Source organism: Denitromonas iodatirespirans (assembly GCF_018524365.1).
Classification (GTDB): Bacteria; Pseudomonadota; Gammaproteobacteria; order Burkholderiales; family Rhodocyclaceae; genus Nitrogeniibacter; species Nitrogeniibacter iodatirespirans.
Genome location: NZ_JAEKFT010000018.1, coordinates 41,692 through 66,894, shown reverse-complemented (window position 1 = coordinate 66,894; position 25,203 = coordinate 41,692). Strand labels below are relative to the sequence as shown.

The 25,203-nt window shown below is 68.6% G+C and carries 24 protein-coding genes and 1 riboswitch; of the genes, 12 read left to right on the top strand and 12 right to left on the bottom strand.

From position 1 onward, the window contains the following. Positions 1-77 precede the first annotated feature (77 nt). The 3 genes from ltrA to I8J34_RS15555 form a co-directional block, all read right to left on the bottom strand. The gene (ltrA, locus tag I8J34_RS15565; protein ID WP_230411863.1) at positions 78-1,484 is read right to left on the bottom strand and encodes a group II intron reverse transcriptase/maturase; all 1,407 of its coding nucleotides are present in this window, start codon (positions 1,482-1,484) and stop codon (positions 78-80) included. A gap of 462 nt (positions 1,485-1,946) precedes the next feature. After that, entirely contained in the window at positions 1,947-2,177 is a 231-nt protein-coding gene (locus tag I8J34_RS15560) for a sulfurtransferase TusA family protein (protein WP_214362545.1), read from the bottom strand. A 56-nt stretch (positions 2,178-2,233) separates the two neighbouring features. After that, complete coding sequence (locus tag I8J34_RS15555) at positions 2,234-3,670, bottom strand: beta-barrel assembly-enhancing protease (RefSeq protein WP_313799673.1); 1,437 nt, start codon at positions 3,668-3,670, stop codon at positions 2,234-2,236. 59 nt (positions 3,671-3,729) lie between these two features. Here I8J34_RS15555 and moaC point away from each other — a divergent pair, with 59 nt between their 5' ends. From moaC to I8J34_RS15530, 5 genes are all read left to right on the top strand, one after another. After that, positions 3,730-4,215, top strand: a complete 486-nt coding sequence (gene moaC, locus I8J34_RS15550) for a cyclic pyranopterin monophosphate synthase MoaC (protein WP_214362543.1) — start codon at positions 3,730-3,732, stop codon at positions 4,213-4,215. A gap of 211 nt (positions 4,216-4,426) precedes the next feature. After that, the gene (locus I8J34_RS15545) at positions 4,427-5,938 is read left to right on the top strand and encodes a CYTH and CHAD domain-containing protein (protein WP_214362542.1); all 1,512 of its coding nucleotides are present in this window, start codon (positions 4,427-4,429) and stop codon (positions 5,936-5,938) included. 22 nt (positions 5,939-5,960) lie between these two features. Beyond that, on the top strand, positions 5,961-6,413 hold the full coding sequence (locus I8J34_RS15540; protein WP_214362541.1) for a SixA phosphatase family protein: 453 nt from the start codon (positions 5,961-5,963) through the stop codon (positions 6,411-6,413). Between the two features lie 200 nt (positions 6,414-6,613). After that, complete coding sequence (locus I8J34_RS15535) at positions 6,614-7,147, top strand: DUF2062 domain-containing protein (RefSeq protein ID WP_214362540.1); 534 nt, start codon at positions 6,614-6,616, stop codon at positions 7,145-7,147. A gap of 103 nt (positions 7,148-7,250) precedes the next feature. Then, on the top strand, positions 7,251-8,180 hold the full coding sequence (locus I8J34_RS15530) for a hypothetical protein (protein WP_214362539.1): 930 nt from the start codon (positions 7,251-7,253) through the stop codon (positions 8,178-8,180). On the opposite strand, the gene I8J34_RS15525 is transcribed toward I8J34_RS15530, so the two are convergent. From I8J34_RS15525 to I8J34_RS15510, 4 genes are read right to left on the bottom strand one after another with little or no spacing between them, the layout of a single operon-like run. After that, the gene (locus I8J34_RS15525; RefSeq protein WP_214362538.1) at positions 8,177-8,854 is read right to left on the bottom strand and encodes a class I SAM-dependent methyltransferase; all 678 of its coding nucleotides are present in this window, start codon (positions 8,852-8,854) and stop codon (positions 8,177-8,179) included. The genes I8J34_RS15530 and I8J34_RS15525 overlap by 4 nt on opposite strands. After that, positions 8,847-9,944: a tRNA 2-thiouridine(34) synthase MnmA gene (mnmA, locus tag I8J34_RS15520; RefSeq protein WP_214362583.1), complete on the bottom strand. Its 1,098-nt coding sequence runs from the start codon at positions 9,942-9,944 to the stop codon at positions 8,847-8,849. Before mnmA ends, I8J34_RS15525 begins: the two co-directional genes overlap by 8 nt. Positions 9,945-9,960: 16 nt before the next feature. Next, positions 9,961-10,638, bottom strand: a complete 678-nt coding sequence (locus I8J34_RS15515; RefSeq protein WP_230411862.1) for a hypothetical protein — start codon at positions 10,636-10,638, stop codon at positions 9,961-9,963. Further along, on the bottom strand, positions 10,635-11,093 hold the full coding sequence (locus I8J34_RS15510) for an NUDIX hydrolase (protein WP_214362537.1): 459 nt from the start codon (positions 11,091-11,093) through the stop codon (positions 10,635-10,637). Before I8J34_RS15510 ends, I8J34_RS15515 begins: the two co-directional genes overlap by 4 nt. Before the next feature lie 132 nt (positions 11,094-11,225). Between I8J34_RS15510 and I8J34_RS15505 the strand changes: the two genes are divergently transcribed. From I8J34_RS15505 to I8J34_RS15475, 7 genes are all read left to right on the top strand, one after another. Further along, complete coding sequence (locus tag I8J34_RS15505) at positions 11,226-12,146, top strand: branched-chain amino acid transaminase (protein ID WP_214362536.1); 921 nt, start codon at positions 11,226-11,228, stop codon at positions 12,144-12,146. Between the two features lie 18 nt (positions 12,147-12,164). After that, positions 12,165-12,365: a zinc-finger domain-containing protein gene (locus I8J34_RS15500; protein WP_214362535.1), complete on the top strand. Its 201-nt coding sequence runs from the start codon at positions 12,165-12,167 to the stop codon at positions 12,363-12,365. 59 nt (positions 12,366-12,424) lie between these two features. Then, on the top strand, positions 12,425-12,853 hold the full coding sequence (locus tag I8J34_RS15495) for a YybH family protein (protein ID WP_214362534.1): 429 nt from the start codon (positions 12,425-12,427) through the stop codon (positions 12,851-12,853). Between the two features lie 24 nt (positions 12,854-12,877). Then, the gene (locus tag I8J34_RS15490) at positions 12,878-13,849 is read left to right on the top strand and encodes a YheT family hydrolase (protein WP_214362533.1); all 972 of its coding nucleotides are present in this window, start codon (positions 12,878-12,880) and stop codon (positions 13,847-13,849) included. Between the two features lie 81 nt (positions 13,850-13,930). Beyond that, positions 13,931-15,307, top strand: a complete 1,377-nt coding sequence (locus tag I8J34_RS15485) for a phosphomannomutase/phosphoglucomutase (RefSeq protein WP_214362532.1) — start codon at positions 13,931-13,933, stop codon at positions 15,305-15,307. Between the two features lie 112 nt (positions 15,308-15,419). After that, positions 15,420-16,235, top strand: a complete 816-nt coding sequence (locus I8J34_RS15480; protein ID WP_214362531.1) for an HDOD domain-containing protein — start codon at positions 15,420-15,422, stop codon at positions 16,233-16,235. 70 nt (positions 16,236-16,305) lie between these two features. Continuing rightward, positions 16,306-16,499, top strand: a riboswitch (cobalamin riboswitch). Between the two features lie 131 nt (positions 16,500-16,630). Further along, positions 16,631-17,941, top strand: a complete 1,311-nt coding sequence (locus I8J34_RS15475) for a cobyrinic acid a,c-diamide synthase CobB (RefSeq protein ID WP_214362530.1) — start codon at positions 16,631-16,633, stop codon at positions 17,939-17,941. A 40-nt stretch (positions 17,942-17,981) separates the two neighbouring features. Here I8J34_RS15475 and I8J34_RS15470 read toward each other — a convergent pair whose 3' ends face one another. The 5 genes from I8J34_RS15470 to cobW all read right to left on the bottom strand — a co-directional run bounded on the left by I8J34_RS15470 (position 17,982) and on the right by cobW (position 25,200). Then, positions 17,982-18,662, bottom strand: a complete 681-nt coding sequence (locus I8J34_RS15470) for an energy-coupling factor ABC transporter permease (RefSeq protein ID WP_214362529.1) — start codon at positions 18,660-18,662, stop codon at positions 17,982-17,984. A gap of 34 nt (positions 18,663-18,696) precedes the next feature. Further along, on the bottom strand, positions 18,697-19,296 hold the full coding sequence (locus I8J34_RS15465) for a VWA domain-containing protein (protein ID WP_230411861.1): 600 nt from the start codon (positions 19,294-19,296) through the stop codon (positions 18,697-18,699). A 65-nt stretch (positions 19,297-19,361) separates the two neighbouring features. Then, a complete protein-coding gene (locus I8J34_RS15460) occupies positions 19,362-20,369 on the bottom strand; it encodes a magnesium chelatase ATPase subunit I (RefSeq protein ID WP_214362527.1) in 1,008 nt (335 codons plus the stop codon). Then, a complete protein-coding gene (gene cobN / locus I8J34_RS15455) occupies positions 20,366-24,130 on the bottom strand; it encodes a cobaltochelatase subunit CobN (RefSeq protein ID WP_214362526.1) in 3,765 nt (1,254 codons plus the stop codon). The genes I8J34_RS15460 and cobN overlap by 4 nt, the downstream gene beginning before the upstream one ends. Further along, positions 24,130-25,200, bottom strand: coding sequence for a cobalamin biosynthesis protein CobW (cobW, locus tag I8J34_RS15450; RefSeq protein ID WP_214362525.1), 1,071 nt, complete (start codon positions 25,198-25,200; stop codon positions 24,130-24,132). The genes cobN and cobW overlap by 1 nt, the downstream gene beginning before the upstream one ends. Positions 25,201-25,203 lie beyond the last annotated feature (3 nt).

Genomic DNA, 25,203 nt, shown 5'->3' with positions numbered 1-25,203 from the left:
GCAGGCATCGAGTAGGGGACGGGGTTACCCCCGTCGCCCTCTCACACCACCGTACGTGCGGTTCCGCATACGGCGGTTCATGAAAGACACTGGAGTCGTCGCCTCGTATCGAGCAGCGACACCAGACCCAGACGATCAAAGAAGGACTTCGGGAAGGCTGCGTTCATGTGGCTGGCGCCACTGTTCCACCACGGCCCACGTTGATTGAACGCCGAGCGGAACGCCCGCTCCTCCTTCAGCCCCGCCTTCATCAGGTTCTTGGCACGAGTATACGGGCGCTTCCACTGTCGCCACAGGATGCAACGCAGCTTGCGCCTGAGCCAACCGTCGATCTCTTCCAGTGCCCGCTTGGTCTCGGTCAGCTTGAAGTACGCTGCCCAGCCCCGTAGCACCGGGTTCAGTTCGGCGATTGCGCCGCTCAGGCTACGCCCTCTCGCACCTTTGAGCACTTCGCGAATCTTGTCCGTCAGCCGCTTCAGACTGGCCGGCGCGATCCGCAGCTTCGGGCTCTTGTGCCATGTCAGGCTGTAGCCCAGAAACTTCCGCTCCCACGGCCGCGCGACCGCGCTCTTGGCTTCATTGACCGTGAGCTTGAGCCGCTCGGACAGAAACCGGCTGATACTCGCCAGTATCCGCTCGCCTGCCGCGTGGCTTCTGACGTAGATGTTGCAGTCGTCCGCGTAGCGGCAGAACGCATGGCCTCGGCGTTCCAGTTCCAGGTCCAATTCCGTCAGCAGGATGTTCGACAACAGCGGACTCAGGGGACCGCCTTGTGGCGTACCCTGCGTCCTCGGGCTGAGCACGCCCTCGGCCATCATTCCCGCTTCCAGATACCGTCGGATCAGTTTCAGTACCCGCCCGTCGCCAATCTTCTGTGCGAGTTTCGCCATCAGGATGTCGTGATTGACCCGATCGAAGAACTTCTCCAGATCCATATCCACCACGACACGCCGGCCTTCGGCGACATACTGCCGCGCCGCCTTGACCGCCTGATGGGCGGACCTCCCCGGCCGAAAGCCGTAGCTCGACTCGGAGAAAGCCGCCTCAAAGATCGGTGAGAGCACCTGATGCAACGCTTGCTGGATCAATCGATCCGTCAGCGTCGGTATGCCCAGCGTCCTCACCCCGCCTTGCGGCTTCGGAATGTCCGCCCGGCGCACTGCCTGCGGGATGTACGTCCCCGCCAGCAGCCTGGCCCTGATCGTCGGCCAGTGTTGCTGTAGATGAGCCTTGAACTCGCTCACGCCGATGCCGTCGACACCGGCCGCACCTTTGTTACGGATCACCCGCTCGTAAGCAAGCCATAGGTTGCCGCGCTCACACACGACCTCCATCAGCTCACTCATCCGCTCCAACTCCGCTTTCGTCCGCGCCCCGGCCGCCGATTCCGTCTCGACACGCAACACGACACCCTCCGGATTCTGTCCAGATTCCTGCGCGCGCGCCCCGCTTGTTTCGCGGACTTCTGTCTTCGACGACTTCATCGAGAACCGTTCGCCTAATCGCGTTCTTCCATGTTCGGCCCTTCAGCCCGTACTGGCACCTACTATGGCCTCGGCTGACTTCCTCACGCGCATCCCGACGCCTCACGACGTCAGTAGCACCATGGCACCCGTGAGGATCTCCCCGGGTATGACGCACCCACCTTCACGCTTATACCTGTCGGATATACGGCACGGCGCTCCGTGCAAGTTTCGGGCTTCGACGATAATGGCCGCCTTACCCCGCTGTGCCGCCTCCTATCCGCTTCCTGTTCGTCAGGCCAGCGCTTTGCCTTCGGCTTCCTCCAGATTCGCAGTTACCCGCGACACCCTTGCCGTTCGGCTAACCCTTCCCCTTGCCGGGCGAGTAGAGGACTTCCACCTCCAAGTGGGTGCGCCCTGCCGGGCGCACCATGAAAAACGCCGCATTGCGCGGCGTCATCCGGGGGTCGAAGCGGCCAGCGGCTACTTGCGCCGCAAGAAGAACTCGAACTGGTTCTCGCCCACCGTCTCGCTCTGCAGCAGCTCGTTGCCGGTCTGGCGGGCGAAGGCTTCGAAGTCCTTGACCGAGCCCGGGTCGGTGGCCAGCACCCGCAGCACCTCGCCGGCGGCCATTTCCGCCAGCGCCTTCTTGGCACGCAGGATGGGCAGCGGGCAGCTCAGTCCGCTGGCATCCACTTGTTTGTCGAATTTCATGTCGGCGCGTTCCTGTTGGTCTCAGCGCCGCATTCTAGTGCGATGCGGCGCGTCCGTCACCGGGCGTTGCGGTCGCGCCAGGCGCGCTCGTCGTCGAAGCGCGCGCGAAATTCACGCAGCCGGGCATCCATCACCGACTGGGTGTAGAAGTCGGTCTTGCCCTCGCGCTGGGCGATTTCGAGCTGGCCGATGGCCGACGACCAGGCGCCCTGCAGGGCATACACCTCGGCCTGCGCGCGGTGCGACTGGCTCACGTTGCCCACCGCCTGATAGGCCTTGGCCAAGCGCGTCCAGCTACGAAAGTCGTCCGGATAGGTCGTGGTCAGCTCGCGCAGCTCGGCGATGGCCGCTTCGTGCTTGCCTGCCGCCATGCGCGCATCGGCGCGCAGGTAGTCGAGGTAACGTGCCTGCGGGAATCGCACAATCGCCGGGTCGAGCCGGGCGATGGCGCCGGCGTAGTCGCGCCGCGCCATGGCCAGCTCGGCGCCCAGGGCGACCACCATGGCATTGCGCTCGTCCGCGGCAAAGCCCTGCCAGGCCGCTTCGGCACGTTCCAGCTCGCGGGCCCGCAAGGCGGCATGCACATAGGCGTAGCGCTGCCCCGCGGTGGGCTGGCGGGTGTTTTCCCAAGCGTGGCGTTCGCGCCGGAAGACATCGGGCGCCGCCCCCTCAAGGGTGTCCAGCCGCGCCTGCACGAGGGTGAATTCGTCCGAACTGGCCACCTGCCGGTAGCGCGCGCCTTCGACCCGGTTGGACATGTCGGCGATGCGCTCGGTGGTCAGCGGGTGGGTACGCAGGTAGGCCGGCGCGTTGTTCTCGTAGAGCCGGGTTTCGCGCTGCAGACGCTCGAAGAAGTTGGCCATGTCGCGGGTATCGAAACCGGCGGCGTCGAGAGTCTGCAGGCCGATGCGGTCGGCCTCACGCTCGAACTCGCGGGTGTAGCCGAGCTGGTTCTGGATGCCGGCCGCCGTACCGCCTGCCACCGCGGCCTGTGCCACCTGGTCGCTGCTGCGCGCGGCCAGCACCGCCACCAGCAGCGAGGCCAGCATGATCAGGCTCGACTGGCTCTGCTTGCCGACCAGCCGGGCAATGTGACGCTGCTCGACGTGGGCAATTTCATGCGCCAGCACCGAGGCCAGTTCGGACTCGCTGCGCGCCGACAGGATCAGCCCGGTGTGCACGCCGATGTAGCCACCGGGCATGGCAAAGGCGTTGAGCGTCGGGTCGCGCAGGGCAAAGAACTGGAAACTGCCGCCGCTCTTGCTGGCCGTCACCAGGCGGTTGCCCAGCCCGGAGAGGTAGGACTCGATTTGCGGATCGTCGAGATACGAGGGCTCGCGCCAGCGAATTTCGCGGATCACCTGCTCGCCGATGCGCCGCTCGAGCGCCGGCGACAGATCCGCCGCCGACGACTCGCCGAGATCCGGCAAACCGGCCGCCACGCTCTGCACCGAGAGCACCGCACTGAGCCCGAAGGCTAGGATTCGTTTCATCATGGTGGTGCTATGATACCCGCGCCTTTCAACAGTTCCGCAGCAGCGGCGAACGCCCCATGACGCAAGGCTTTACCCATTTCGACGCCGACGGCCAGGCCCATATGGTCGACGTCGGCGCCAAGGCGGAAACCCGCCGCATCGGTGTGGCCGAAGGCCGCATTTCGATGGCCCCCGACACCTTCGCCATGATCGCCGCCGGCACCGCCAAGAAGGGCGACGTGATCGGCATCGCCCGCATCGCCGCCATCCAGGGCGCCAAGCGCACCGCCGAGCTGATCCCGCTGTGCCACCCGATCCCGCTTACGCGCGTCACCGTCGACTTCGCGCTCGACGCCGCGGCCCACCGGATCACCTGCACCGCCACCGCCGAAACCGTCGGCCGCACCGGGGTGGAGATGGAAGCGCTCACCGCCGTGCAGGTCGGCCTGCTCACCATCTACGACATGTGCAAGGCCGTCGATCGCGGCATGGTCATGGACGGCATCCGCCTGCTGGAAAAACAGGGCGGCAAGTCGGGGCACTGGCGCGCCGACGCGGACTGAGCACCACCGAACGAAGCCCCCCGGCCCGGGCCGCCGGCCCGCGTACAACCCCACCGCGCCGCGCCGGCCGACAATCCGCCGGCCCCTCCCGTCACGCCCGGCCGACGCATCCGCCGCGCGCAGGACGGGCGTATTCTCTCGAATGGCGCCCGACGCCCACCCGGACACGCTCATCAAACTGTCACGAAACGGAAAGGATAATGTGGCCCTCATGAGTACCGAAACCGAACTCAAACTGGCCCTCGCCCCCGACGCGATCCGCGCACTGCGCCGGCATCCCCAGGTGATGGCCGCCGAAAAGCTCGGCAACGCGCAGACCCTGGTCAACACCTACTACGACACCCCCGAACTGGCCCTGCACAAGGCGCGCATCGCGGTGCGCACGCGCAAGCAGGGCAAGGCCTGGCTGCAAACCATCAAATGCGCCGCCAGTTCGGTCGGCGGCCTGTCGTCACGGCCGGAGTGGGAGCACCCTTTCCTGGGCGAGTTCGATTTCAGCCCGATCGACGTGCCGGCCCTGCGCCAACGGCTCGAGGCGATGGCCGACCAGATCCAGCCGGTGTTCACCACCACCTTCAAGCGCGAAACCCGCCGCCTCACCCCCGCGCCCGAGGTCGAGATCCTGATGATGATCGACCAGGGCCGGATCGAGGCCGGCGCCGCCAGCGAAGCCATCTGCGAGGTCGAGCTCGAACTGGTGCGCGGCACGGCGCAGGACCTGTTCGCGCTGGCCGGCACGCTGGCCGAGCGCGCGCCGCTGATCCCCAGCGACCGCAGCAAGGCCGAGCGCGGCTACCGGCTGTTCCTCGGTCAACCGGACACCCCGCGCCCGGCCGGAAAATCCGTCATCGACGCCGGCCAGTCGCCTCTCGACGCCTTTCGCGCCCTGGCCTTCGATGCCTTGCAGCAATGGCAGCACAACACCCTCGGTGCGCTGGCACATGACGAGCCGGAATACGTCCATCAGATGCGCATCGCCCTGCGCCGCCTGCGCTGCATGCTGCGCCTGTTCCGCCCGGCCCTGCCCGAGGCCTTCGTCGACCGCTGGTCCGAGGTGCTGCGCGACACCGCGGCCGACCTGGGCAACACCCGCGACATCGACGTGATGCTGGCCGATATCCTCGCGCCGGCCGAGCCCGAGCCGCTGATGGCCGCCGGCTTGCTCGACGCGCTGCGCGAGCATGCGAGCGGCGTGCGCGATGCGGCGCGCGCCAGCGCCCGCGAACGTCTGACCCATGCCGATCATGGCCAGCGCCTGCTCGCCTTCACCGCCGAGCTCCATTGCCTCGACGGCAACGCGCTCAATGCCGCCGCCGACCTGACCGCCTTCGCCCGTCTGCAACTGAGCGCCTTGCGCAAGCGAGCCCGCAAGCGCTTTGCCAATGCCGACATCCTGGACCCGGAGCACCTGCACCAGCTGCGGGTGAGCCTGAAGCAACTGCGCTACGGCCTTGAATTCTTCCGCCCGCTGTTCGACGGCAAACCCATCAAGCACTACCTGTCCGCACTGCGCCAGGCGCAGACCGATCTGGGCTACCTGAACGACGCAGCCATCGCCCGGACCCGGATGCTCGACTGGGCCGACGTCCAGCCCGACCTGGGCGGCCCGGCCCATTTCGTCATCGGCTGGCATGCCCGCCAATATGCCCGCACGCGACGCCGTGCGCTGCTCGAAATCGACACCCTGCTCAGCGGCAAGACCCCGTGGCGCGCGAGCCGCTGACGCCCATCCTGACGAGGACACCATGGATTTGTTGTTGTGGCGCCATGCCGAAGCCGTAGACGGCACTCCCGACCTGACCCGAGCGCTCACCGAGCGCGGCCAGAAGCAGGCGCGCAAGGTCGCCCAGTGGCTCACCGACAACCGCCCCAAGCACCTGCGCGTGCTGGTCAGCCCGGCGCTGCGCACCCGCCAGACGGCCAGCGCCTTCGCCGACGACTTCGAGATCGTGCCGGCGCTGGCACCGGACAAGGGCGTGGCCGACATCCTCGCTGCCACCGGTTGGCCCGAGGGGCGCGGCGCGGCCCTGCTGGTCGGCCACCAGCCGGCGCTCGGTCAGCTGGCCGCCTTGCTGCTGTCCGGCCATGAGGCCGACTGGACCATCAAGAAAGGGTCGCTGTGGTGGTTCACCAACCGCGTGCGCGACGGCGAAACCCAGACCGTACTGCGCACCGTGGTGCCGCCCGATCTGTTGTAGGGTCCCCGGCCTCTCACCGCACCCGGCACCGAGGGGGCGTTGCCCCACCGCCGGCGCCCCTGCGTTCTCGGCTATCATCCAGCGCGCAGCGCGGCGGCATGGCCACGGGTCGGCGCCCTCTGCTAGGGAGGCTGTCGGCCCCTTGATTTCGCCGCCTCGCCACCACATAGTCGCCACCGTACGTTCAACCGGACCTGCCGATGATCCACCGCTTCCTGCCCTCCCACGAAAGCATCAAGGGCCACCGCCTGCTGCGCTGGCTGGGCCCGCGGCTGCATGATCCGTCGCTGTGGCGGATCAACCGCCGCACGGTGGCCCGGGCGGTGGCGATCGGCGCTTTCTTCGGGCTGATGATTCCGGTGGCGCAGATCCCGGCAGCGGTGATCGTCTCGCTGTCGCTGCGCGCCAACCTGTGGATCGCCGCGGTCAGCACGCTGATCAGCAACCCCTTCACCTACGCGCCGCTGTACTACTTTGCCTACCAACTGGGCGCCCGGCTGCTGGGCATCGCCCCGCATCCGGAGGCGGCCACGCCCCCCGTCCACGAAAGCCTCGGCGCCTGGTTCGCCAACGCGTGGACCTGGCTGTCCGGCATCGGACAACCGCTGCTGCTGGGCATGCTACTGATGGCTATAGTCGGCGCTGTGGTGGGCTATGCGGCCACGCACACCCTATGGCGATGGCATATTCTCCGGAAACGGCACCAGCGCTTGCAGGCACGACGCGGGACCTAAACGACCGTTTATCCTTTTTGCGCTGCACAAGCTACGACCTTTGTACTAGACTGCACTGCTCGATAGTATTAGGGCGGTCTACGGCCGTTGCGCGATGCCACAGATGGACGAGAACCTCGCCGAGGGGACCCGGCGAGTCATCAACAATCGATTGCGGGTGTACTACGGAGGCTACTGGATCAAGGTCTACGATCCGCCGGAGGACACGCTCGCCGCCAAGAAGAAGCTGATCGGGGCACTGACCCGCCGGCTGTTCAATCACGTCGAACACGGTATCAACATCCCCGGCTTCCGCCTGGAAGCCGCGCGCGAGTCCTTCGAGGCCGAAACCGACGAAGCCATGCGCCGGGTCAAGGGCGGCATGCTGGCCGGCGCCCTGTTCAATCGCGCCGCCGACATCTTCACCAAGCTGGTCGAACTGCAGGCGCTGGGCGTCGACATCGGCCAGGAAAACCCGCTCATGCGCCAGTGCGGCTCCTGTTTGCAGAAGGCGCTCGAACTGGGTCGCCTGGTCAATCACATCAGCGGCGAGGAAGGCATCGACGAGTTGTGGGGCGAGCCTTTCCGCGCCTTCTCGATCCCCATCGAAGATTTCTACGAGAGCCGCTACATCAAGATTGCCCAGTCGATGCGCGACATCGACAAGATCGCCGCAGCGATGATCCGCGCCTTCACCAGCAACGGCATCTTCGCCGGCATCGAGCCGCTGATCCACGAGTACGCCGAGGCCGCACGCGAGAAGTGCGAGACGCTGCGCACCGATCCGGCCATTTTCGACATCTGGCCGGCCTTCGTGGTGGCTGGCGAGAAGATGAACCGCTTCACGCCCCAGCTGCCGGCCCGCCCGGTCCGCAGCCAGATCCGCAATGCCGACACCGGTCTGGAGCTGCTGCGCGCCGGCACCTCCCTGCTGATCTACATCACCCGCGCCCGGGTGCCGATGCCCAAGAGCACGCGCGAATTCATCGAGAAGTGCGACGCCTTCGCCGCACGCTGGGCCGAACCTGCCTGTCCGCCGGCGCGGGTGGCCTAAGCCTCGGGCCGGTCGAGCGCACTGCGGCGCTGCGCGATCACGAACACGTGGTTGGCGGGGTGCTGGTCGTATTCCAGATGCCGGCAGGCACAACCGGCTGCGTCCAGCGTGCGCAATAGGGCAGGAATGCCCGGCGCCGCGTGGTAGAGCGGCTCACCGAAACACGGATTGGTCACTTCATCCGCCTGCTCGACGCCCCCCGTGGTGAAAATCAGCACGCCCCCAGGCACCAGCCCATCGCAGATTTTGTGCAGCACCTGAAGCTGCTGGTGCAAAGGTACATGCCAAAGGCTGTCCCACGCGGAAATGAAATCGTAGCGCGTCGGAAACGTCCATTCGCACACATCAGCGTGGTAGAAGCGTTGCGCCGGATGATGTTTGCGAGCACGCCGCAGCATCTCCTGCGACAGATCCAGCCCCTCGGCCACAAACCCCCGGCTCAGCAGCAGCCCCATGATGCGGCCACTGCTGCCACAGCCGATATCCAGCGCAGTGCCGGGCCTGGCGAGGAAGCGCAAGGCCCGTTCATGTTGCGCAATGCCATCGCTGCCATCGAAGGCCGGGCAATCCCAGTGCCCGGCAATGCGATCGTAAGCGACCGCAGTCTGTGCCGGCCTCATCGCGCCCTCCCGCAACACCATCGCCGCGGCGCCATCGTCGCGGCGCTCAGACAATCACACCGCCACCCAGGCACACCTTGGATTCATACACCACCACGCTCTGCCCCGGCGTGAGCGCCCACTGCGCCTCGGCGAAGGCGATTTCCGCCTCGCCGTTGCCGATGCGGTCGATCTCGCAGGGCTGATCGGGCGTGCGATAGCGCGGCTTGGCGGTATACACCCAGTGGGTGTGCGGGTCGCGTCCGGCGATCCAGTTCAGCTCGGTGGCCACCAGCCGGTCGCGCAGCAGGGCCGGATGGTCGTGGCCCTGGACCACGTAGAGCACATTGGCGGCCATGTCCTTTTTGGCCGCATACCAGGCGTCATGCTCGCCGCCGGCGTCTTCCATGCCCTTGATGCCGCCGATCATCAGCCCCTTGCGCTGGCCGATGGTGTGGTACATCAGGCCCTGGTGCTGGCCGAGCACGCGGTCGTCGTCGAGCGAGCGGATCTCGCCCGGCTGGGTCGGCAGGTAACGGCTGAGGAACTCGCGGAACGGGCGCTCGCCGATGAAGCAGATGCCGGTCGAGTCCTTCTTGTCGTGCACATGCAGCCCGGCCGCCTCGGCCATGCGCCGCACGTCGCGCTTGTACAGGTCGCCGAGCGGGAACAAGGTCTTGGCCAGCTGCGCCTGCTGCAGGCGGTAGAGGAAGTAGCTCTGATCCTTGGTGCCGTCCTCGGCCTTGAGCAGCTGGAACTCGCGGCGCCCGTCGCTCTGCCATTCGCGCACCCGGGCGTAGTGGCCGGTGGCGATCTTGTCGGCGCCCAGCTGCATGGCGTGGTCGAGAAAGCAGCGGAACTTGATCTCGGAGTTGCACAGGATGTCGGGGTTGGGCGTGCGCCCGGCCTGGTATTCCTTGAGGAAGTCGGCGAACACGCGGTCCTTGTACTCGGCCGAGAAGTTCACCACTTCGAGATCGATGCCGATGACGTCGCACACCGAGGCGACGTCGACCAAGTCCTGCCGAGTCGAACAGTACTCGTCGTCGTCATCGTCCTCCCAGTTCTTCATGAACAGGCCGAGCACCTCATAGCCCTGTTCCTTGAGGCGCAGCGCCGCCACCGACGAATCCACGCCGCCGGACATGCCGACCACCACTTTCATCCCGTTCGGGTCTTGCTTACTGGACATTCGGTCCTTCTCCATCTAGCCACGCGGCCAACGGCAAAACCACCGCCGGCGTGCCATGGTCGTAAAACCAGGTGTCGATCACGTATCGCGCACCGGGTGTGCCGGCTGCCTCGGGCGCCGGTTTGGGCAGATCGTCGCTGACATCGCAGTCGCACAGGGCGAGCAGCACCGGCACATGGTCGGGCACGGCCTCGACCGCAGCCTGCGGCGCCGGCACGATCTCCTCGACCACCGCCGAAAAATGCTGAAACAGCACGAAGCGGGTGCGCCGCGCCTGCGGCAACAGCCTGTGGAAGCGCAAGGCACCGCGCGCCTCGAGCACGGCGAGCAGGCGCGTGGTAGTGGTGGCATGGTCGATGCAATCCATGCGGCCGTACACCCCGTCGTCGAGGAAGTCGCCGGCGCGATCGGCATGGATCGGCGACTGCTTGCCGGCCTCGCGGTACATCCAGCCGATCACCTCGGCCAGGATCTGCCGCTCCTCCTCGGCAGTGCGTGCCGTCGCCAGGCGGCGCTGCTGCGCCCCGAGCGCCGCGTCATCGAAACGCACCGGCGCCTCGGTCACGCAGCCGTAGTTGTAGCAGATCGACACCTCCGCCGCGGCCAGCGCTGTCAGGGGTGCGCTCAGCATCAGGGCGATCAGGCCGGCACGACGCAGTGCGCTCATGATTCGGCATAGTGCCGCAGCAGATCGAGCGGCGCGCGCTGGCCGGCCAGGTAGTCGTCCACGCAGCGCAGGATCAGCGGGCTGCGATGCCGCTCGGCACAGGCGGCGATCTCCTCGCGGGTCAGCCACACCGCGCGCACGATGCCCGCGTCCAGCCGCTGCCCGGCGATCGCCTCGCCCACCGATCCGCCGAAGGCGAAGCGCAGGTAGGTGACCTCGCCGTCCGGCCGCGGCCACTGGTAGATGCCCACCAGGAACTCGGGCACGAAGGGGTGTGCCGTCTCTTCGAACGCCTCGCGCGCGGCCGCCTCGACCAGCGATTCGCCCGCCTCCAGGTGGCCGGCCGGCTGATTGAAGCGCAAACCGTCGCTCGTTTCCTCTTCCACCAGCAGGAAGCGTCCGCCGCGCTCGACCACCGCAGCCACCGTCACATTCGGTTTCCAGACCCGGTCCATGACCTGTTCCGTCGTCAAAGAGCCGCATTTTAGCGCGGCCACAGCCAGCCACAAGTTGCGATAGAATTGCGCGATTCACGCACCGCATCCGCAGGTGCCGCTTACAACACAACATTCGCTGGAGACTTGACCATGTCCATGGCCGATCGCGACGGTTTTATCTGGTATGACGGCAAGATGGTGCCGTGGCGCGACGCCACCACCCACGTGCTGTCCCACTCGCTGCATTACGGCCTCGCGGTCTTCGAAGGGGTGCGTGCCTACAAGACCGACCGCGGCGCGGCCATCTTCCGCCTGCGCGAGCACACCCAGCGCCTGATGAACTCCGGCAAGATCTACCACATGAACCTGCCCTACTCGCTCGAAGAGCTGATGCAGGCGCAGGCGGACGTGGTCAAGGCCAACGGCCTGGAATCCTGCTACATGCGCCCGATCGCTTTCTACGGCTCGGAGAAGATGGGCATCTCGACCCGCGGCGCCACGGTGCACGTGGCCGTCGCCGCCTGGCCGTGGGGCGCCTACCTGGGCGAGGAAGGCCTGGAGAAAGGCATCCGCGTCAAGACCTCGTCCTACCAGCGCCACCATGTGAACGTCACCATGCCGCGCGCCAAGGTGGCCAGCACCTACGCCAACTCGATCCTCGCCAACCTTGAAGCCACGCAGGACGGCTACGACGAGGCGCTGCTGCTCGACGTGCAGGGCTTCGTGGCCGAAGGCGCCGGCGAGAACCTCTTCGTCATCAAGGACGGCAAGATCTACGAGCCCGAGATCGCCTCGGCGCTGACCGGCATCACCCGTGACTCGGTGATCCAGGTCGCCCGCGAGTTCGGCCTCGAAGTCACCGCCCGTCGCCTGACGCGCGACGACATCTACATCGCCGACGAAGCCTTCTTCACCGGCACCGCCGCCGAAGTCACCCCGATCCGCGAGCTCGACAACCGTGTCATCGGCGAAGGCAAGCGCGGCCCGGTCACCGAGAAGCTGCAGGCCCGCTTCTTCGAGATCGTCAACGGCCGCGCGCCCGAGTACGACCACTGGCTCACTTACGTCTGATTTCACGAGAGACCCATCATGGCTGACAACAAGGACGCCTTCCGCCGCATCGACGTCACCGCCAAGGACCTGCCGCTGCACTGCCCGCAACCCGGCGCGCCGCTGTGGGCCCGCCACCCGCGGGTCTTCCTCGACGTGCTGACCGAAGGCGAAGTGAGCTGCCCCTACTGCAGCGCCACCTACGTGTTCACCGGCGAGCGCCCCAAGGGCCACCACTGATCGACCGCGCCGCCGGGCACCGTACCCGGCGTGGCGCCTCGTTCCCCAAGGAATCCGACGTGTCCGACATCGCGTTTACCTCGCCCCATGAGGTCGAGGTCGCCTTCTATGCCGCGCTCGCGCGTGCCGACCTGGAGGCCATGATGGCCGTCTGGTCGGAAGACGAAGACATCGTCTGCGTCCATCCCGGTGCGCCCCGCGTGGTCGGCTTGGCCGCCGTGCGCAACACCTGGCAGCAACTGTTCGCCAGCGGCCCGCGCCTGAAGATCGAGATCTCTCAGCAAGTCATCTCGGCCGGCTCGGTGATGGCCATGCACAGCGTGCTCCAGCATGTGCACCTGGAGGGCGACGACGAGCTTCACCCGCCCATCGTCGCCACCAACATCTTCGTGCTCGGCGCCCGCGGCTGGCGCATGGTGGCCCATCACGCCTCGCCGACCCCCGACCTGCATGCGGGCGATCCCGATGCCCCGATGCTGGTGCACTGACGGCGCCGCGCCGGACGGCACTGCATGACCGACACCCCCTACCGCGCCCCCGCCTGGCTACCCGGCGGCCATCTGCAAACCATCTGGCCGCTGGCGCGCAGGCCCGGCGTGCCCGGCTACACCCGGGTGCGCTGGGAAACCCCCGACGACGACTTCATCCACGCCGACTGGCTGCCGCGCACGCGTGGCGCCCCCTTGGTGGTGCTGTTTCACGGGCTCGAAGGCAGCAGCGACTCGCATTACGCACGCGCCATCATGGGCGCGCTCGCCGCCATCGGCTGGAACGGCGTGGTGCCCAACTTTCGCGGCTGCTCCGGGCGGCCCAACCGCCTGCTGCGCGCCTACCACTCCGGCGACAGCGCCGAGATCGGCTGGATCCTGGCACGCATCGGCGCGCGCTACCGCGAGGCCCCGGTATATGCCGTCGGCGTCTCGCTGGGCGGCAACGCCCTGCTCAAATGGCTCGGCGAACAGGGCGAGGACGCGCGCCGGCACATCGCCGGCGCCGCCGCGATCTGCCCGCCGCTCGACCTGACCGTCTCGGGCACCGCGCTCGGCCAAGGCTTCAACCGCATCTACACCCAACGCTTCCTGCGCACACTCAAGGCCAAGGCGCTCGACAAGATCGCCATCCACAAGGCCGCGCTCGACGCCGATCGCATCCGGCGGGCGCGCACCCTGTATGACTTCGACGACGCCTTCACCGCGCCGGTGCACGGTTTCGACGGCGTGCTCGACTACTGGCAGCGCGCCTCCAGCCGGCCCTGGCTCAAGCACATCGCCACGCCCACCTTGTTGCTCAACGCCGCCAACGACCCTTTCGTGCCGCCGGCCGCCCTGCCGCAGCAGGGCGACTGCTCGCCCGCGATCACGCAGGAATTACCGGCCGGCGGCGGCCATGTCGGCTTTCTGTCGGGGCGCTTTCCGGGCAGGCTCGACTGGCTGCCGGCACGGTTGATCGCGCACTTCGACTCGCTGACTCGCCGCAAGGGCTAAGCCACGCGTCACACGAAGTGCGCACAAATCCGGGATAATCACGCCCGTCCTGTCCATTCGTTCAGCATTCCTGGAAATCCCATGCAACTCGCACCCGAAATCTTCAAGGCCTACGACATCCGCGGCATCATCGACAAAACCCTGACCCCCGAGGTGGCCCGCGCCATCGGCCACGCCCTGGGCTCCGAAGCCCGCGCCCGCCAACTCAAGACCATCGCCGTCGGCCGCGACGGCCGCCTCTCCGGCCCCAGCCTGGCCGGCGCCCTGGCCGAAGGCATCTGCGCCGCCGGCGTCGACGTGATCGACATCGGTTGCGTGCCCACCCCGCTCACCTACTTCGCCGCCTACCAGCTCGAGGCCGACGGCTGCGTCAGCGTCACCGGCAGCCACAACCCGCCCGACTACAACGGCTTCAAGATGGTCCTCGGCGGCCAGACCCTGTTCGGCGAGCTGATCCAGGACCTGCGCCAGCGCATCGAGACCGGCAATCTCACCCATGGCCAGGGCACCGTCACCCGCCACGAAGGCATCATCGACGCCTACCTCGAGCGCGTGCTCGGCGACATCCGCCTCGCCCGCCCGATGAAGATCGTCATCGACTGCGGCAACGGCGTGGCCGGTGCCGTCGCGCCGCAGCTGTTCCGCCGCCTCGGCTGCGAGACGGTCGAGCTGTTCTGCGAGGTCGACGGCAACTTCCCCAACCATCATCCCGATCCGTCCAAGCCTGAGAACCTGCAAGACGTCATCCGCGCCCTGCGCGACACCGACGCCGAACTCGGTCTGGCCTTCGACGGCGACGGCGACCGCCTCGGCGTGGTCACCAAGGACGGGCAGATCATCTACCCCGACCGCCAGCTCATGCTCTTCGCCGCCGACGTGCTCTCGCGCGTGCCGGGCGGGCAGATCATCTACGACGTCAAATGCACCCGCAATCTGGCCGGCTGGATCCGCCAGCACGGCGGCGAGCCAGTGATGTGGAACACCGGCCATGCGCTGGTCAAGGCCAAGCTCAAGGAAACCGGCGCCCCGCTGGCCGGCGAAATGAGCGGCCATGTGTTCTTCAAGGAGCGCTGGTACGGCTTCGACGACGGCCTCTACACCGGCGCGCGCCTGCTCGAGATCCTCTCCGCCCGGCCCGACGCCAACGCCGCTCTCACCGCGCTGCCCGACGCCACCAGCACCCCCGAGCTGAACCTCAAGATGGCCGAGGGCGAGCCCTTCGAGCTGGTGCGCCGCCTGCGCGAGCAAGCCGCCTTCGACGGTGCCGACGAGATCATCACCATCGACGGGGTGCGCGTCGAATACCCCGACGGCTTCGGCCTGGCCCGCCCGTCGAACACCACGCCGGTGGTCGTCTTGCGCTTCGAGGCCGATTCGCAGGCCGCCATCGAGCGCATCCAGGGCGCCTTCCGGCGCGCCATCGAGGCCGTGTGGCCAGGGCTCGCTCTGCCGTTCTGAATCGCGGATTTATTCCCCGAGGTTGAAACGGCGGTAGCTATAATGTGTGTGGCATGCCGCGATGCAGCACCTGCATCGCGGCCCTCAGCCGAGCATGCATCGGAGCCCCGCCATGTCGACCGCCCTCGACGATCTGTTCCAGCATCTTCCGCCGCTGCCCAGCCTGCCGAAGGTGGTCGCCGACCTGATCGACAGCCTCGGCCGGGACGACGTCAATCTCGAACGCATCGTCGACGACCTGCGCCATGACCCCCACCTCGGCGCCCGCGTGCTGCGCATGGCCAACTCCACCTTCTACGGCGCCAGCCGCAAGGTCGGCGCCATCGACGACGCCATCGCCCTGATCGGGCTCAACACCCTGCGCTCGCTGGTCATCGCCTCGGGCATCACCGGCACCTTCCACGACATCCCCCAATTCGACCTCAAGGCCTTCTGGCATGACGCCCTGGTGGTCGCCGCGCTGGCCCGGCGCATTGCGCGGCGCACCCGCGGCAAGGCCAACCCCGAGTTCGCCTATACCGCCGGCCTGATGTACCGCATGGGCGTGCTGCTGATCCACGCCGCCTTCCCCGACGCCGCCGCCCGCATCGCCCAGGCCTGCCACGACACCACCGTCGGCGAACGCAGCGCCATCGAGCGCGCCGAGCTCCAGCTCTGTCATGCCGAGGTCGGCGAGCAGCTGGCCATCCGCTGGCACTTTCCCGACGAGATCGCCACCGCGCTGCGCTGGTATGCCGAGCCCGACGCCGCCGAGGCCTCCCACACCGCCCGCGTGCTCACCCTGGCGGCCCAGATCACCCTCGACCACGCACACGGCGCAGAGCTGCCAGCCACGACCATGGACGCCCTCGGCCTGCCGCCGGACGCGCTCGACGACGACATCGCCGCCGTCCCCGACATCGAGCGCGACGCCGCCACCTTCCTCTGAGCCGGAAACATCCGACGCGGGTAGTCGCTCGCCCCCGTCGTCGATGTATGGCATGATCCGCCGCATGCGATCTGGTGTTCCCCGGCGACGACCCGGGGAATCAACGGGAAGTCGGTGAGCGGCGCGCCTCTGGGCAACCGCGATCCCGACACTGCCCCCGCAACGGTAAACGAGTCAAACATCGCCACATGCCACTGTGCCTGCGCACGGGAAGGCGCGATGCCGGCGCAACACTGCCACTCGTGAGTCCGGAGACCGGCCCGACGCACACGAGCGGCATCGCGGTGGGCGATCCGGCGGGCTGGCGGAACCTCGCTTCCGGCCACGGCCGACGGACCTTTCCCTGCATGTCGCAACAATCCACTTTGCACGCGGGTGAGCGTGCGGAGAAATGCATGACGCCTGCCAATTCGCCGGCCGCCAGCCATCGCTGCCCGGCCCTCCTCATCAGCGCCCCGGCCTCCGGCCAGGGCAAGACCACCGCCACCGCTGCGCTGGCCCGCTGGCACACCCGGCAGGGCCGCCGCGTGCGCGTCTTCAAGACCGGCCCCGATTTCCTCGACCCGACCATCCTGGCCCAGGCCAGCGGTCATCCGGTGTATCAGCTCGATCTGTGGATGGGCGGCGAAGCCCATTGCCGCGCCCTGCTGCATGCCGCAGCGGCCGATGCCGACTTGATCCTCGTCGAAGGCGTGATGGGCCTGCATGACGGCATCGCCTCCAGCGCCGCATTGGCCGAGACGCTCGGCCTGCCGGTGCTGGCGGTCATCGACGCCGCGGCCATGGCCCAGACCTTCGGCGCCATCGCCCTCGGTCTGGCCAGCTATCGCCCCGGGCTGAATTTCTACGGCGTGCTCGCCAATGGCGTCGGCAGTCCGGGCCATGCCCAGATGCTGCGCGAGAGCCTGCCGGCCGACATGGCCTGGCTCGGTGCCCTGCCGCGCAATGCCGAGGCGGCCCTGCCCTCGCGTCACCTCGGCCTGCTGCAGGCCGATGAAATCACCGACCTGACGCAGCGCATCGACCGCGCTGCGGATGCCCTCGATGCGGTCAATCCGCCGCTGCCCGCGCCCGTCGACTTTTCCGCGCCGCGCAGCGAACCGATCCCGCGGCGGCTCGACGGCGTCACCATCGCCGTCGCCCGCGATGCCGCCTTCGCCTTTCTCTATCCGGCCAATCTCGACACCCTGCGCGCACTCGGCGCCGAGTTGCGCTTCTTCTCACCGCTGGCCGAACCCAGCCTGCCGCGGGCCGACGCGCTCTACCTGCCTGGCGGCTATCCCGAGCTGCACCTGCATGCCCTCGCCGGCAACGACGGCCTGCGTCAGGCCCTGCATGCCCATCACCGTGCCGGCAAACCGATCGTTGCCGAATGCGGCGGCATGCTCGCCCTGCTCGACACGCTAACCGATCACGACGGCCACTGCGCCGCCCTGTTCGGCCTGCTGCCGGGCGAAGCGGCGATGGCCGGCAGCCTGGTCAATCTGGGCATGCACAGCGTGCTCACCGCCGAGGGCGAGGTCCGCGGCCACACCTTCCACCACGCGCGCGTCCAGTGCCAGCGCGAACCGGCCGCCCACAGCATCGCCCAGCGCCACAGCGGCACGCCGGAAGCGATCTGGCGCGACGGCCGGCTGTTCGCCTCGTTCATGCATCTGTACTTCCCGTCGAACCCGACCGCCACCGCGGCCCTGTTCCTGCCCTGACCCGCGGTGCACGGGCCGGGGCAGCGGGTGGCGCCCGGTCTCAGGCGTGGGCGTGGTACAAACGCTTGTCGACCGCGATGCTGCCCTTGAGGCGATGCAGTTGCTTGGCGATGGCCAACACGGCCAGATCGACCAGCGGTTCGAGCAACACCACGCTCATGTAGGCGGCACCGAAACTGCTCACGCTGGCCAGCGTATCGGCACCGACGCCCTGACCGTAGAACGCCCAGAACGCCACCCAGGCGACGATGCCGCCCTGGTAGGCGAGCGACAGCTTGAGCGCCTGGCCATAGCTCACATCCACATACGCGGTGCTCGCCGGAATGATGCGCCGCGCCAGTGCTGCGGTGGCGAACAGCGGCACCAGCAGCGTGGTCACGTTGATGCCGTACTGCGGCAGATCGAAGGGCGCGAACAACACCCCCTGAATCAACAGCCCGCCGGCCAAGCCCAGCGCCGCGGGCGCCGTGCCGAACAGCAACATCAGCGTGGTGCCCAGGATGAGGTGCACTTCGGAGACGCCGACCGGATGGTGCGGCAACACCTCGAAGAAGCTGAACACCAGCGCCGTTGTGAGCAGCGAGCGCAACAGCAGCGAGGCGGCACCGTCCCGGCGGACGGTGTCGATCGCCAGTTTCAGGCTTACGCCGGCGGCCGCGGCCGCGGTGCCGTAGCCCAGCAGCAGTTTGGATCCTTCAACGATACCCGGTTCGATATGCATGTTTTGTTCCTCCTTGTTGAACACACAAACACATTCACGCGCCCCGCGCACCGAGCAGTGCGCGGACATGAACACAGTCGGCCTGCCAGTGGCGGGCCAGTTGCGCCGCGCGGCCAAGCCGCACGGCACCTTCCTCGAAATCGACCACGGTCACGCCGTCGGTGCGACGCGGCCGAGGCGGTTGCGCGGCAAAGCGTCCGTCGGTGAGCACCCACAGCGCGATCACCTGATCGGGCGCCATCCGTCGTTGCTGGGCGATCAGCCGCTCGGCCTGCGCGATCGCCGCCGCCGCGGGCGTGCCGCCACCGCCGCCGATCGCCGCGATCCAGGCGTCGTTGAAGGCCACGGCCCGGGTCGGCGCCCGCAGCACGCCCGCCCGATCGCCCGAGAAGCCGATCACGGCCAGGCGCTCGCGGCGGCGGTACATCTGCGCCGTCCAGCGCGACAGCAAGCCCTTGGCCAGCGCCAACCGCCGTCCGGCCAGCATCGAGGCCGAGCAGTCGAGCACGATGCAGTGCAAGGTGGCGCTGCCCGCCGGTTGCGGGCGATAGCGCAGATGGGCGCGCTGCAGGCGCCGGTCGGCCTTGGCCGACAGGGTCTTGAGCCAGTCGATGCGCGTGCCGGCGCGGCGCACGCGCCCCTTGCGGGACGAATCGGGTGCGCGCCCGCCGACCGCCCGCCCGGCGGCCCGCGGACGCGTCAGAACTTTTTTGCCTGGAGGGGCCTCACCGTCTTCACCGCGTCGATCGGCACCGGCTGCGGGGGCAACTCGCCCCATGGCGGCTCGGCAGCGGGTGTGTCGGCTGCCGCGCCCTGGGGCGCCTGCCCCGCCGCCGGTGGCTCGGCGGGCTGGCGACGCCGATGGGCGAGCACCAGTTCGCTCACCGCGTCGATGTCCGCGGCGCTCAGCGCGTCGCGCCCCTCGAAAGCCGCATGCGCCCGCGCCGCGCGCAGCATCACCAGATCGGCGCGCACGCCCTCGACATCGGCCTCATGGCACAGCGCAGCCACCCGCGCGTGATCCGCATCGCTGAAGCGGATCGCTTCGACACGCGCCCGCGCACCGGCCAAGCGCTCGGCCAGCGCCCGCTGCTCGGCGGCGATGCCCGCGACGAAGCCGGCGGGGTCGGCATCGAAGGCCAGGCGAGTGCGCACGATGCGCTCGCGCTCGGCCGGCGAGGGGGTGTCGTCGAGTTGCACGAAGAGGCCGAAGCGGTCGAGCAGTTGCGGACGCAACTCGCCTTCCTCGGGGTTCATGGTGCCGACCAGCACGATGCGGGCGGCATGGCTGTGGCTGATGCCGTCGCGTTCGATACGGTTGATGCCGCTGGCGCAGACGTCGAGCAGCAGGTCGACCAGGGCATCGGCCAGCAGATTGACCTCGTCGACATACAGCACGCCCGCGTGGGCGCGTGCCAGCAGACCGGGGCGAAAATCCACCCGGCCCTGCTGCAGGGCGGCTTCGAGGTCGAGCGAGCCGACCAGCTGCTCTTCGCTCGCGCCCAGCGGCAGGTTGACGAAGCGCCCACCGGGCAGCAGTTCGGCCAGGGCCCGCGCACTGGTCGATTTGGCCGTGCCGCGCGGCCCGGACACCAGCACGCCGCCGATCAGCGGATCGATGGTGGTCAGCAGCAGGCTGCGCTTGAGGCGCGACTGGCCGTGCACGGCGGTGAAGGGAAAGACGGGGGCGATCGGGCGGTCGGTCATCGGCGCTCCAGGTGGTGTTCGGCGGCGAGCAGGTGGGCCTCGATCCGCTCGCGGTAGTCTCCGGGCGACTGCCACAGGCCGCGCTGCATCGCTTCGAGCAGGCGTTCGCACATCTCGTGCAGGGCATCCGGGTTGTGTTGCTGGAGAAAGGCGCGGGTGGCGTCATCCTCCAGATAGGCGTCGGTGACGCGCTGGTACTGGTCGTCGCGCACCACGCGGGCGGTGGCGTCGAAGGCGAACAGGTAGTCGACGGTGGCGGCCATCTCGAAAGCGCCCTTGTAGCCGTGCCGCTTGACGCCCTCGATCCACTTCGGGTTGGTGACCCGGCTGCGCACCACGCGGCTGATCTCCTCTTCGAGCGAGCGCACCTTGGGCGACTGCGGGTTGCTGTGGTCGCCGAACAGCACCGTCGGCTGGCTGCCGGCGAAGTGGCGCACCGCGGCCGTCATGCCGCCCTGGAACTGGTAGTAGTCGTCGGAATCGAGCAGATCGTGTTCGCGGTTGTCCTGGTTGTGCATCACCAGGTCGATGCCGGCCAGGCGGCGGGCGAAGGTCTCGTGGGCCGCGCTGCCGTCATCATGCTGGCCATAGGCATGGCCGCCCCATTCGAGATAGGCGCGCGCCAGGTCGGCGTCGTCGTTCCAGTGGCGGCCGTCGATCAGGCCCTGCAGCCCGGCACCGTAGGCGCCGGGCTTGGCACCGAAGACGCGATGGCCGGCGGCGCGACGGGCGCTGTCAGCATCCAGCCCGGCCTCGCTCAACGCGGCGGCCTCGCGCAGAATGCGCGCGCGGATCGGGTTGATGTCCTCGGGCTCGTCGAGGGCGGCGACCGCCTGCACGGCGGCATCGAACAGGCGGATGACGTTGGTGAAGGCATCGCGGAAGAAGCCCGACACCCGCAGCGTCACGTCGATGCGCGGCCGGTCGAACAGCGCCATGGGGAGGATCTCGAAATCGCCGACCCGGTGGCTGCCGTCGGCCCATTTCGGTCGCACGCCGATCAGCGCGAAGGCCTGCGCGATATCGTCGCCGCCGGTGCGCATGGTGGCCGTGCCCCATACCGAGAGGCCGATGGCACGCGGGTAGTCGCCATGCGCCTGCAGGTAGCGCTCGATCAGCCGCTTGGCCGAGCGCAAACCGAGCGTCCAGCTCGTCGGGGTGGGAATCGCCCGGGTGTCGACCGAGTAGAAATTGCGCCCGGTGGGCAGCACGTCGGGGCGCCCGCGGGTCGGCGCCCCGCTCGGCCCGGCCGGCACGAAGCGGCCGGCCAGGCCGCGCATGAGTTGGTGCATTTCCTGGGCGCCGCAGACATCCAGATGCGGTTTCAGGGTCTCGTCGATGCGTCCGAGCACGGCGCCGGTCGCCGGCCACTGCGCCGTCGGCGGCAGCGCGCCGGCCAGCACCTGCAGCGCGAACAGTTCGAGGCGCTCGCGGGTGTCGCCGGTGTTGCGCCACGGCCCCTCCGCCAGCGTAGCCAGCGCCTCGGGCCGAGGGCCGCACCACGGCGCGGCCCAGTCCGCATCGAGCGGATCGAAGTCGCTCCCGAGGCCGAGGTCGGCCGCCAGCGCGCGCACCAGGCTTTGCCGCGGGCCCTTGCCGTCGCCGACCGGATGACGCGCCAGCGCCAGCAGCGTGTCCTGGCGCAGACGCCCCTGCGGCGACTGGCCGAAGATGTGCAGCCCGTCGCGGATCTGCGCCTCTTTGAGCTCGCACAGGTAGGCATCGGTGTGGCGGAGCAGCGCCTGCGCGTCGTCTTCGCTTTGCGGCGCGCCGAGGCCGAGGTCGCGATGCAGATCGTGGGCCACGATATGCGCAAGAATCTGGCCGCGCAGCAGCGCCGCCCGGCTCGGGTCTAGCGTGGCCGCCTCGTAGTACTCGTCCACCATGCGTTCGAGATCGCGTGTCGGCCCGTAGCTTTCGGCCCGGGTGAGCGGCGGCATGAGGTGATCGACGATCACCGCCTGGGCGCGGCGCTTGGCCTGGGTGCCCTCGCCCGGGTCGTTGACGATGAAGGGGTACAGGTGCGGCATCGGGCCGAACACCAGGTCGGGCCAGCATTCGCCCGACAGCGCCACGCTCTTGCCGGGCAGCCATTCGAGGTTGCCATGCTTGCCCACGTGCACGATCGCATCGCCGGCCCACGGCCCGCGCAGCCACAGGTAGAAGGCCAGGTAGTGGTGCGGCGGCACCAGGTCCGGATCGTGGTAGCTCGCCATCGGGTCGAGGTGGTAGCCGCGCGCCGGCTGGATGCCGACGAACACGTTACCGCAGCGCAGCCCGGCGATCATGAAGCGCCCCTGGCGCAGCATCGGGTCGGCCTCGGGTGCGCCCCAGCGCGTGAGGATGGCCGTGCGGGCCGGGGCCGGTAGGCCCTCGAACCATGCCAGGTAGTCGGCCAGGGCCAGGCTTTGCCGCGCCGGGCGAAGCGCCCACTGCGACGGGTCGTTGGTGACGCCCGCCTTGAGCTCGGTCATCAGTGTGTCGCCGTCGGCCGGCAGCGCGTCGACCCGGTAGCCTTCGTCGCGCAGGCGTTCGAGGATGCCGATCACCGAGGCCGGGGTGTCGAGCCCCACGCCGTTGCCGAGCCGCCCTTCGCGTGTCGGATAGTTGGCCAGGATCAGCGCCAGGCGCTTGTCGGCATTGGGCAGCCGGCGCAGGCGGCACCAGCGCTGCGCCAGTTCGGCGACGAAGCGCATGCGCTCTTCGTGCGCCTGGTAGTGCACCACGTCGGTCTGGGTGCGCGCGCAATGGTGCGCCAGCCCCTTGAAGCTCACCGCCCGCGTGATGATGCGCCCGTCCACTTCCGGCATGGCCACGTGCATGGCGATATCGCGGGGGTTCAGCCCGTGCGGGTCGGCCTGCCAGGCTGCCTCGTTGCCGCCCGAGAGCACCACCTGCAGCACCGGCACATCGCCGGCCAGGGCATGCTCGCCGGGGTCGTCGAGCGCGCTTTGGGCAAAGGCGGTGGTGTTGAGGATGAGCGACACCTGGTGATCGGCGCACAGGCGCCGCAGGGTGTCGACGCACACCGCGTCCTTGAGCGACGCCAGGGCCAGCGGCAGCGGGTTGAGCCCCTGCGCCAGCAGGGTCCGGCACAGGTCGGCGAACACCGGCGTGTTGCCCGACTGCAGGTGTGCGCGGTAGAAGACGATCATGACGCAGGGCGCGCCGGGCAGCCACTCGGCCTGCCAGTCGTCCACGGTGGCCACGCTGTGCGCCGGGTGGAACACCGCCGCCACCGGCAGGGCACGCGGCGGCGGCACCTCGCCGGGCAGCGCGAAGAAAGTGCTGCCGAGCGCCAGGAAGAAATGGCGCGCGTTCACCGGCCCGCCCTCGCGCAGGTAACGCCACAGGCGGCGGCCGACGGCCGGGTCCACCGTGCTCTTCATGAGCAGGTTGAGATCCTCGGTGGTATCGCCCGAGAACATCGCCAGGGCGATCCCGCGGGCACGGCACAGCTCGCCGACACGCTCGGTGCCGTAGGGCCAGTAGCGCTCGCCGCCGAGGTGGTCGATGACGATCACGCGGGCATGCTGGAGCACCTCGTCGATGTACAGGTCGATCGACGCGTTCTGGCGCAGGTGCAGCAGGTTGGCCAGACGCACGCTGGGGTAGCCGGCCTCGGGGCAGGCCGCAGCCAGCAGCGCGAGCGTGCTGTCCGCCGCGCTCAGCACGACGATATCGGCCGGATCCTGCGCGATGCGCGCGATCCCGTCGGCGTCGTCGACGAAGCCGCCCGGCTGCGTGGCGAGCAGATGCATCAGGCCGCCTCGGCCAGCAGCGCGCGCTCAAGCGCCTGCTGCATATCGGCTGCATCGAGCCCCTGGCCGATCAGCACCAGCTGGGTGCGCGGCATCTCGCCGGCCGCCCAGCGCCGATCGTAGTAGCGCTCGAAGCGGTTGCCGACCCCATGCAGCACCAGCCGCATCGGCTTGCCCGGCACGGCGACGAAGCCCTTGACCCGATACACCGTGTGCGCCTGCACCAGCGCATGGAGCGCCTCTTCGAGGCGGGCCGGGTCCGTCGGCGGCAGGTTCACCACGACCGAGTCGAACAGGTCGTGATCATGGTCATGCGCGGTGTCGTCGCCATGGTCGTGATGGCTGGGGCGCTGCGCGATACCCTCCTCGGCCGCCGACCCGAGGCCCAGCAGCACCTCCAGATCCACCTGCCCGCGCTCGCAGGCCACGAGCTTGACGGCGGGCGGCACCTCGGCGCGCACCAAGGCCTCGACGGCGGCGCGGTCCGATGCACTGGCCAGATCGCACTTGGACAGCAGCACCAGATCGGCCGCCGACAGCTGGTCTTCGAACAATTCGTGCAGCGGCGACTCGTGGTCCAGGTTCGGGTCGGCGCGGCGCTGGGCGTCCACCGCCTGCGGATGGGCAGCGAACTGCCCGGCCGCGGCCGCCGGCACATCCACCACGGTGATCACCGCGTCCACCGTGCAGGCGTTGCGGATCTCCGGCCAGTTGAAGGCCTGCACCAGCGGCTTGGGCAGCGCCAGGCCGCTGGTCTCGATCAGGATGTGGTCGATCTGCTCGCGCCGCTCGATCAGCCGGCGCATCACCGGATAGAACTCCTCCTGCACGGTGCAGCACAGGCAGCCGTTGGCCAGCTCGATCAGCTCGCCGCCCGGCTCGTCGGTCTCGCAGCCGATACCGCAGCCGCGCAACAGCTCGCCGTCGATGCCCAGCTCGCCGAATTCGTTGACGATGACGGCAATGCGCCGGCCCCCGGCATGGTCCAGGATATGGCGCAGCAGCGTGGTTTTGCCGCTGCCGAGGAAGCCGGTGACGATGGTGGCGGGGATCTTGTTTGCGGCAGACATAGC

Bases quoted from the DNA above. Each gene is read 5' to 3' on its own strand.
- ltrA (WP_230411863.1), bottom strand. From the start codon at position 1,484: ATGAAGTCGTCGAAGACAGAAGTCCGCGAAACAAGCGGGGCGCGCGCG.
- I8J34_RS15560 (WP_214362545.1), bottom strand. From the start codon at position 2,177: ATGAAATTCGACAAACAAGTGGATGCCAGCGGACTGAGCTGCCCGCTG.
- I8J34_RS15555 (WP_313799673.1), bottom strand. From the start codon at position 3,670: ATGAAACGAATCCTAGCCTTCGGGCTCAGTGCGGTGCTCTCGGTGCAG.
- moaC (WP_214362543.1), top strand. From the start codon at position 3,730: ATGACGCAAGGCTTTACCCATTTCGACGCCGACGGCCAGGCCCATATG.
- I8J34_RS15545 (WP_214362542.1), top strand. From the start codon at position 4,427: ATGAGTACCGAAACCGAACTCAAACTGGCCCTCGCCCCCGACGCGATC.
- I8J34_RS15540 (WP_214362541.1), top strand. From the start codon at position 5,961: ATGGATTTGTTGTTGTGGCGCCATGCCGAAGCCGTAGACGGCACTCCC.
- I8J34_RS15535 (WP_214362540.1), top strand. From the start codon at position 6,614: ATGATCCACCGCTTCCTGCCCTCCCACGAAAGCATCAAGGGCCACCGC.
- I8J34_RS15530 (WP_214362539.1), top strand. From the start codon at position 7,251: ATGGACGAGAACCTCGCCGAGGGGACCCGGCGAGTCATCAACAATCGA.
- mnmA (WP_214362583.1), bottom strand. From the start codon at position 9,944: ATGAAAGTGGTGGTCGGCATGTCCGGCGGCGTGGATTCGTCGGTGGCG.
- I8J34_RS15515 (WP_230411862.1), bottom strand. From the start codon at position 10,638: ATGAGCGCACTGCGTCGTGCCGGCCTGATCGCCCTGATGCTGAGCGCA.
- I8J34_RS15510 (WP_214362537.1), bottom strand. From the start codon at position 11,093: ATGGACCGGGTCTGGAAACCGAATGTGACGGTGGCTGCGGTGGTCGAG.
- I8J34_RS15505 (WP_214362536.1), top strand. From the start codon at position 11,226: ATGTCCATGGCCGATCGCGACGGTTTTATCTGGTATGACGGCAAGATG.
- I8J34_RS15500 (WP_214362535.1), top strand. From the start codon at position 12,165: ATGGCTGACAACAAGGACGCCTTCCGCCGCATCGACGTCACCGCCAAG.
- I8J34_RS15490 (WP_214362533.1), top strand. From the start codon at position 12,878: ATGACCGACACCCCCTACCGCGCCCCCGCCTGGCTACCCGGCGGCCAT.
- I8J34_RS15485 (WP_214362532.1), top strand. From the start codon at position 13,931: ATGCAACTCGCACCCGAAATCTTCAAGGCCTACGACATCCGCGGCATC.
- I8J34_RS15480 (WP_214362531.1), top strand. From the start codon at position 15,420: ATGTCGACCGCCCTCGACGATCTGTTCCAGCATCTTCCGCCGCTGCCC.
- I8J34_RS15475 (WP_214362530.1), top strand. From the start codon at position 16,631: ATGACGCCTGCCAATTCGCCGGCCGCCAGCCATCGCTGCCCGGCCCTC.
- I8J34_RS15470 (WP_214362529.1), bottom strand. From the start codon at position 18,662: ATGCATATCGAACCGGGTATCGTTGAAGGATCCAAACTGCTGCTGGGC.
- I8J34_RS15460 (WP_214362527.1), bottom strand. From the start codon at position 20,369: ATGACCGACCGCCCGATCGCCCCCGTCTTTCCCTTCACCGCCGTGCAC.
- cobN (WP_214362526.1), bottom strand. From the start codon at position 24,130: ATGCATCTGCTCGCCACGCAGCCGGGCGGCTTCGTCGACGACGCCGAC.
- cobW (WP_214362525.1), bottom strand. From the start codon at position 25,200: ATGTCTGCCGCAAACAAGATCCCCGCCACCATCGTCACCGGCTTCCTC.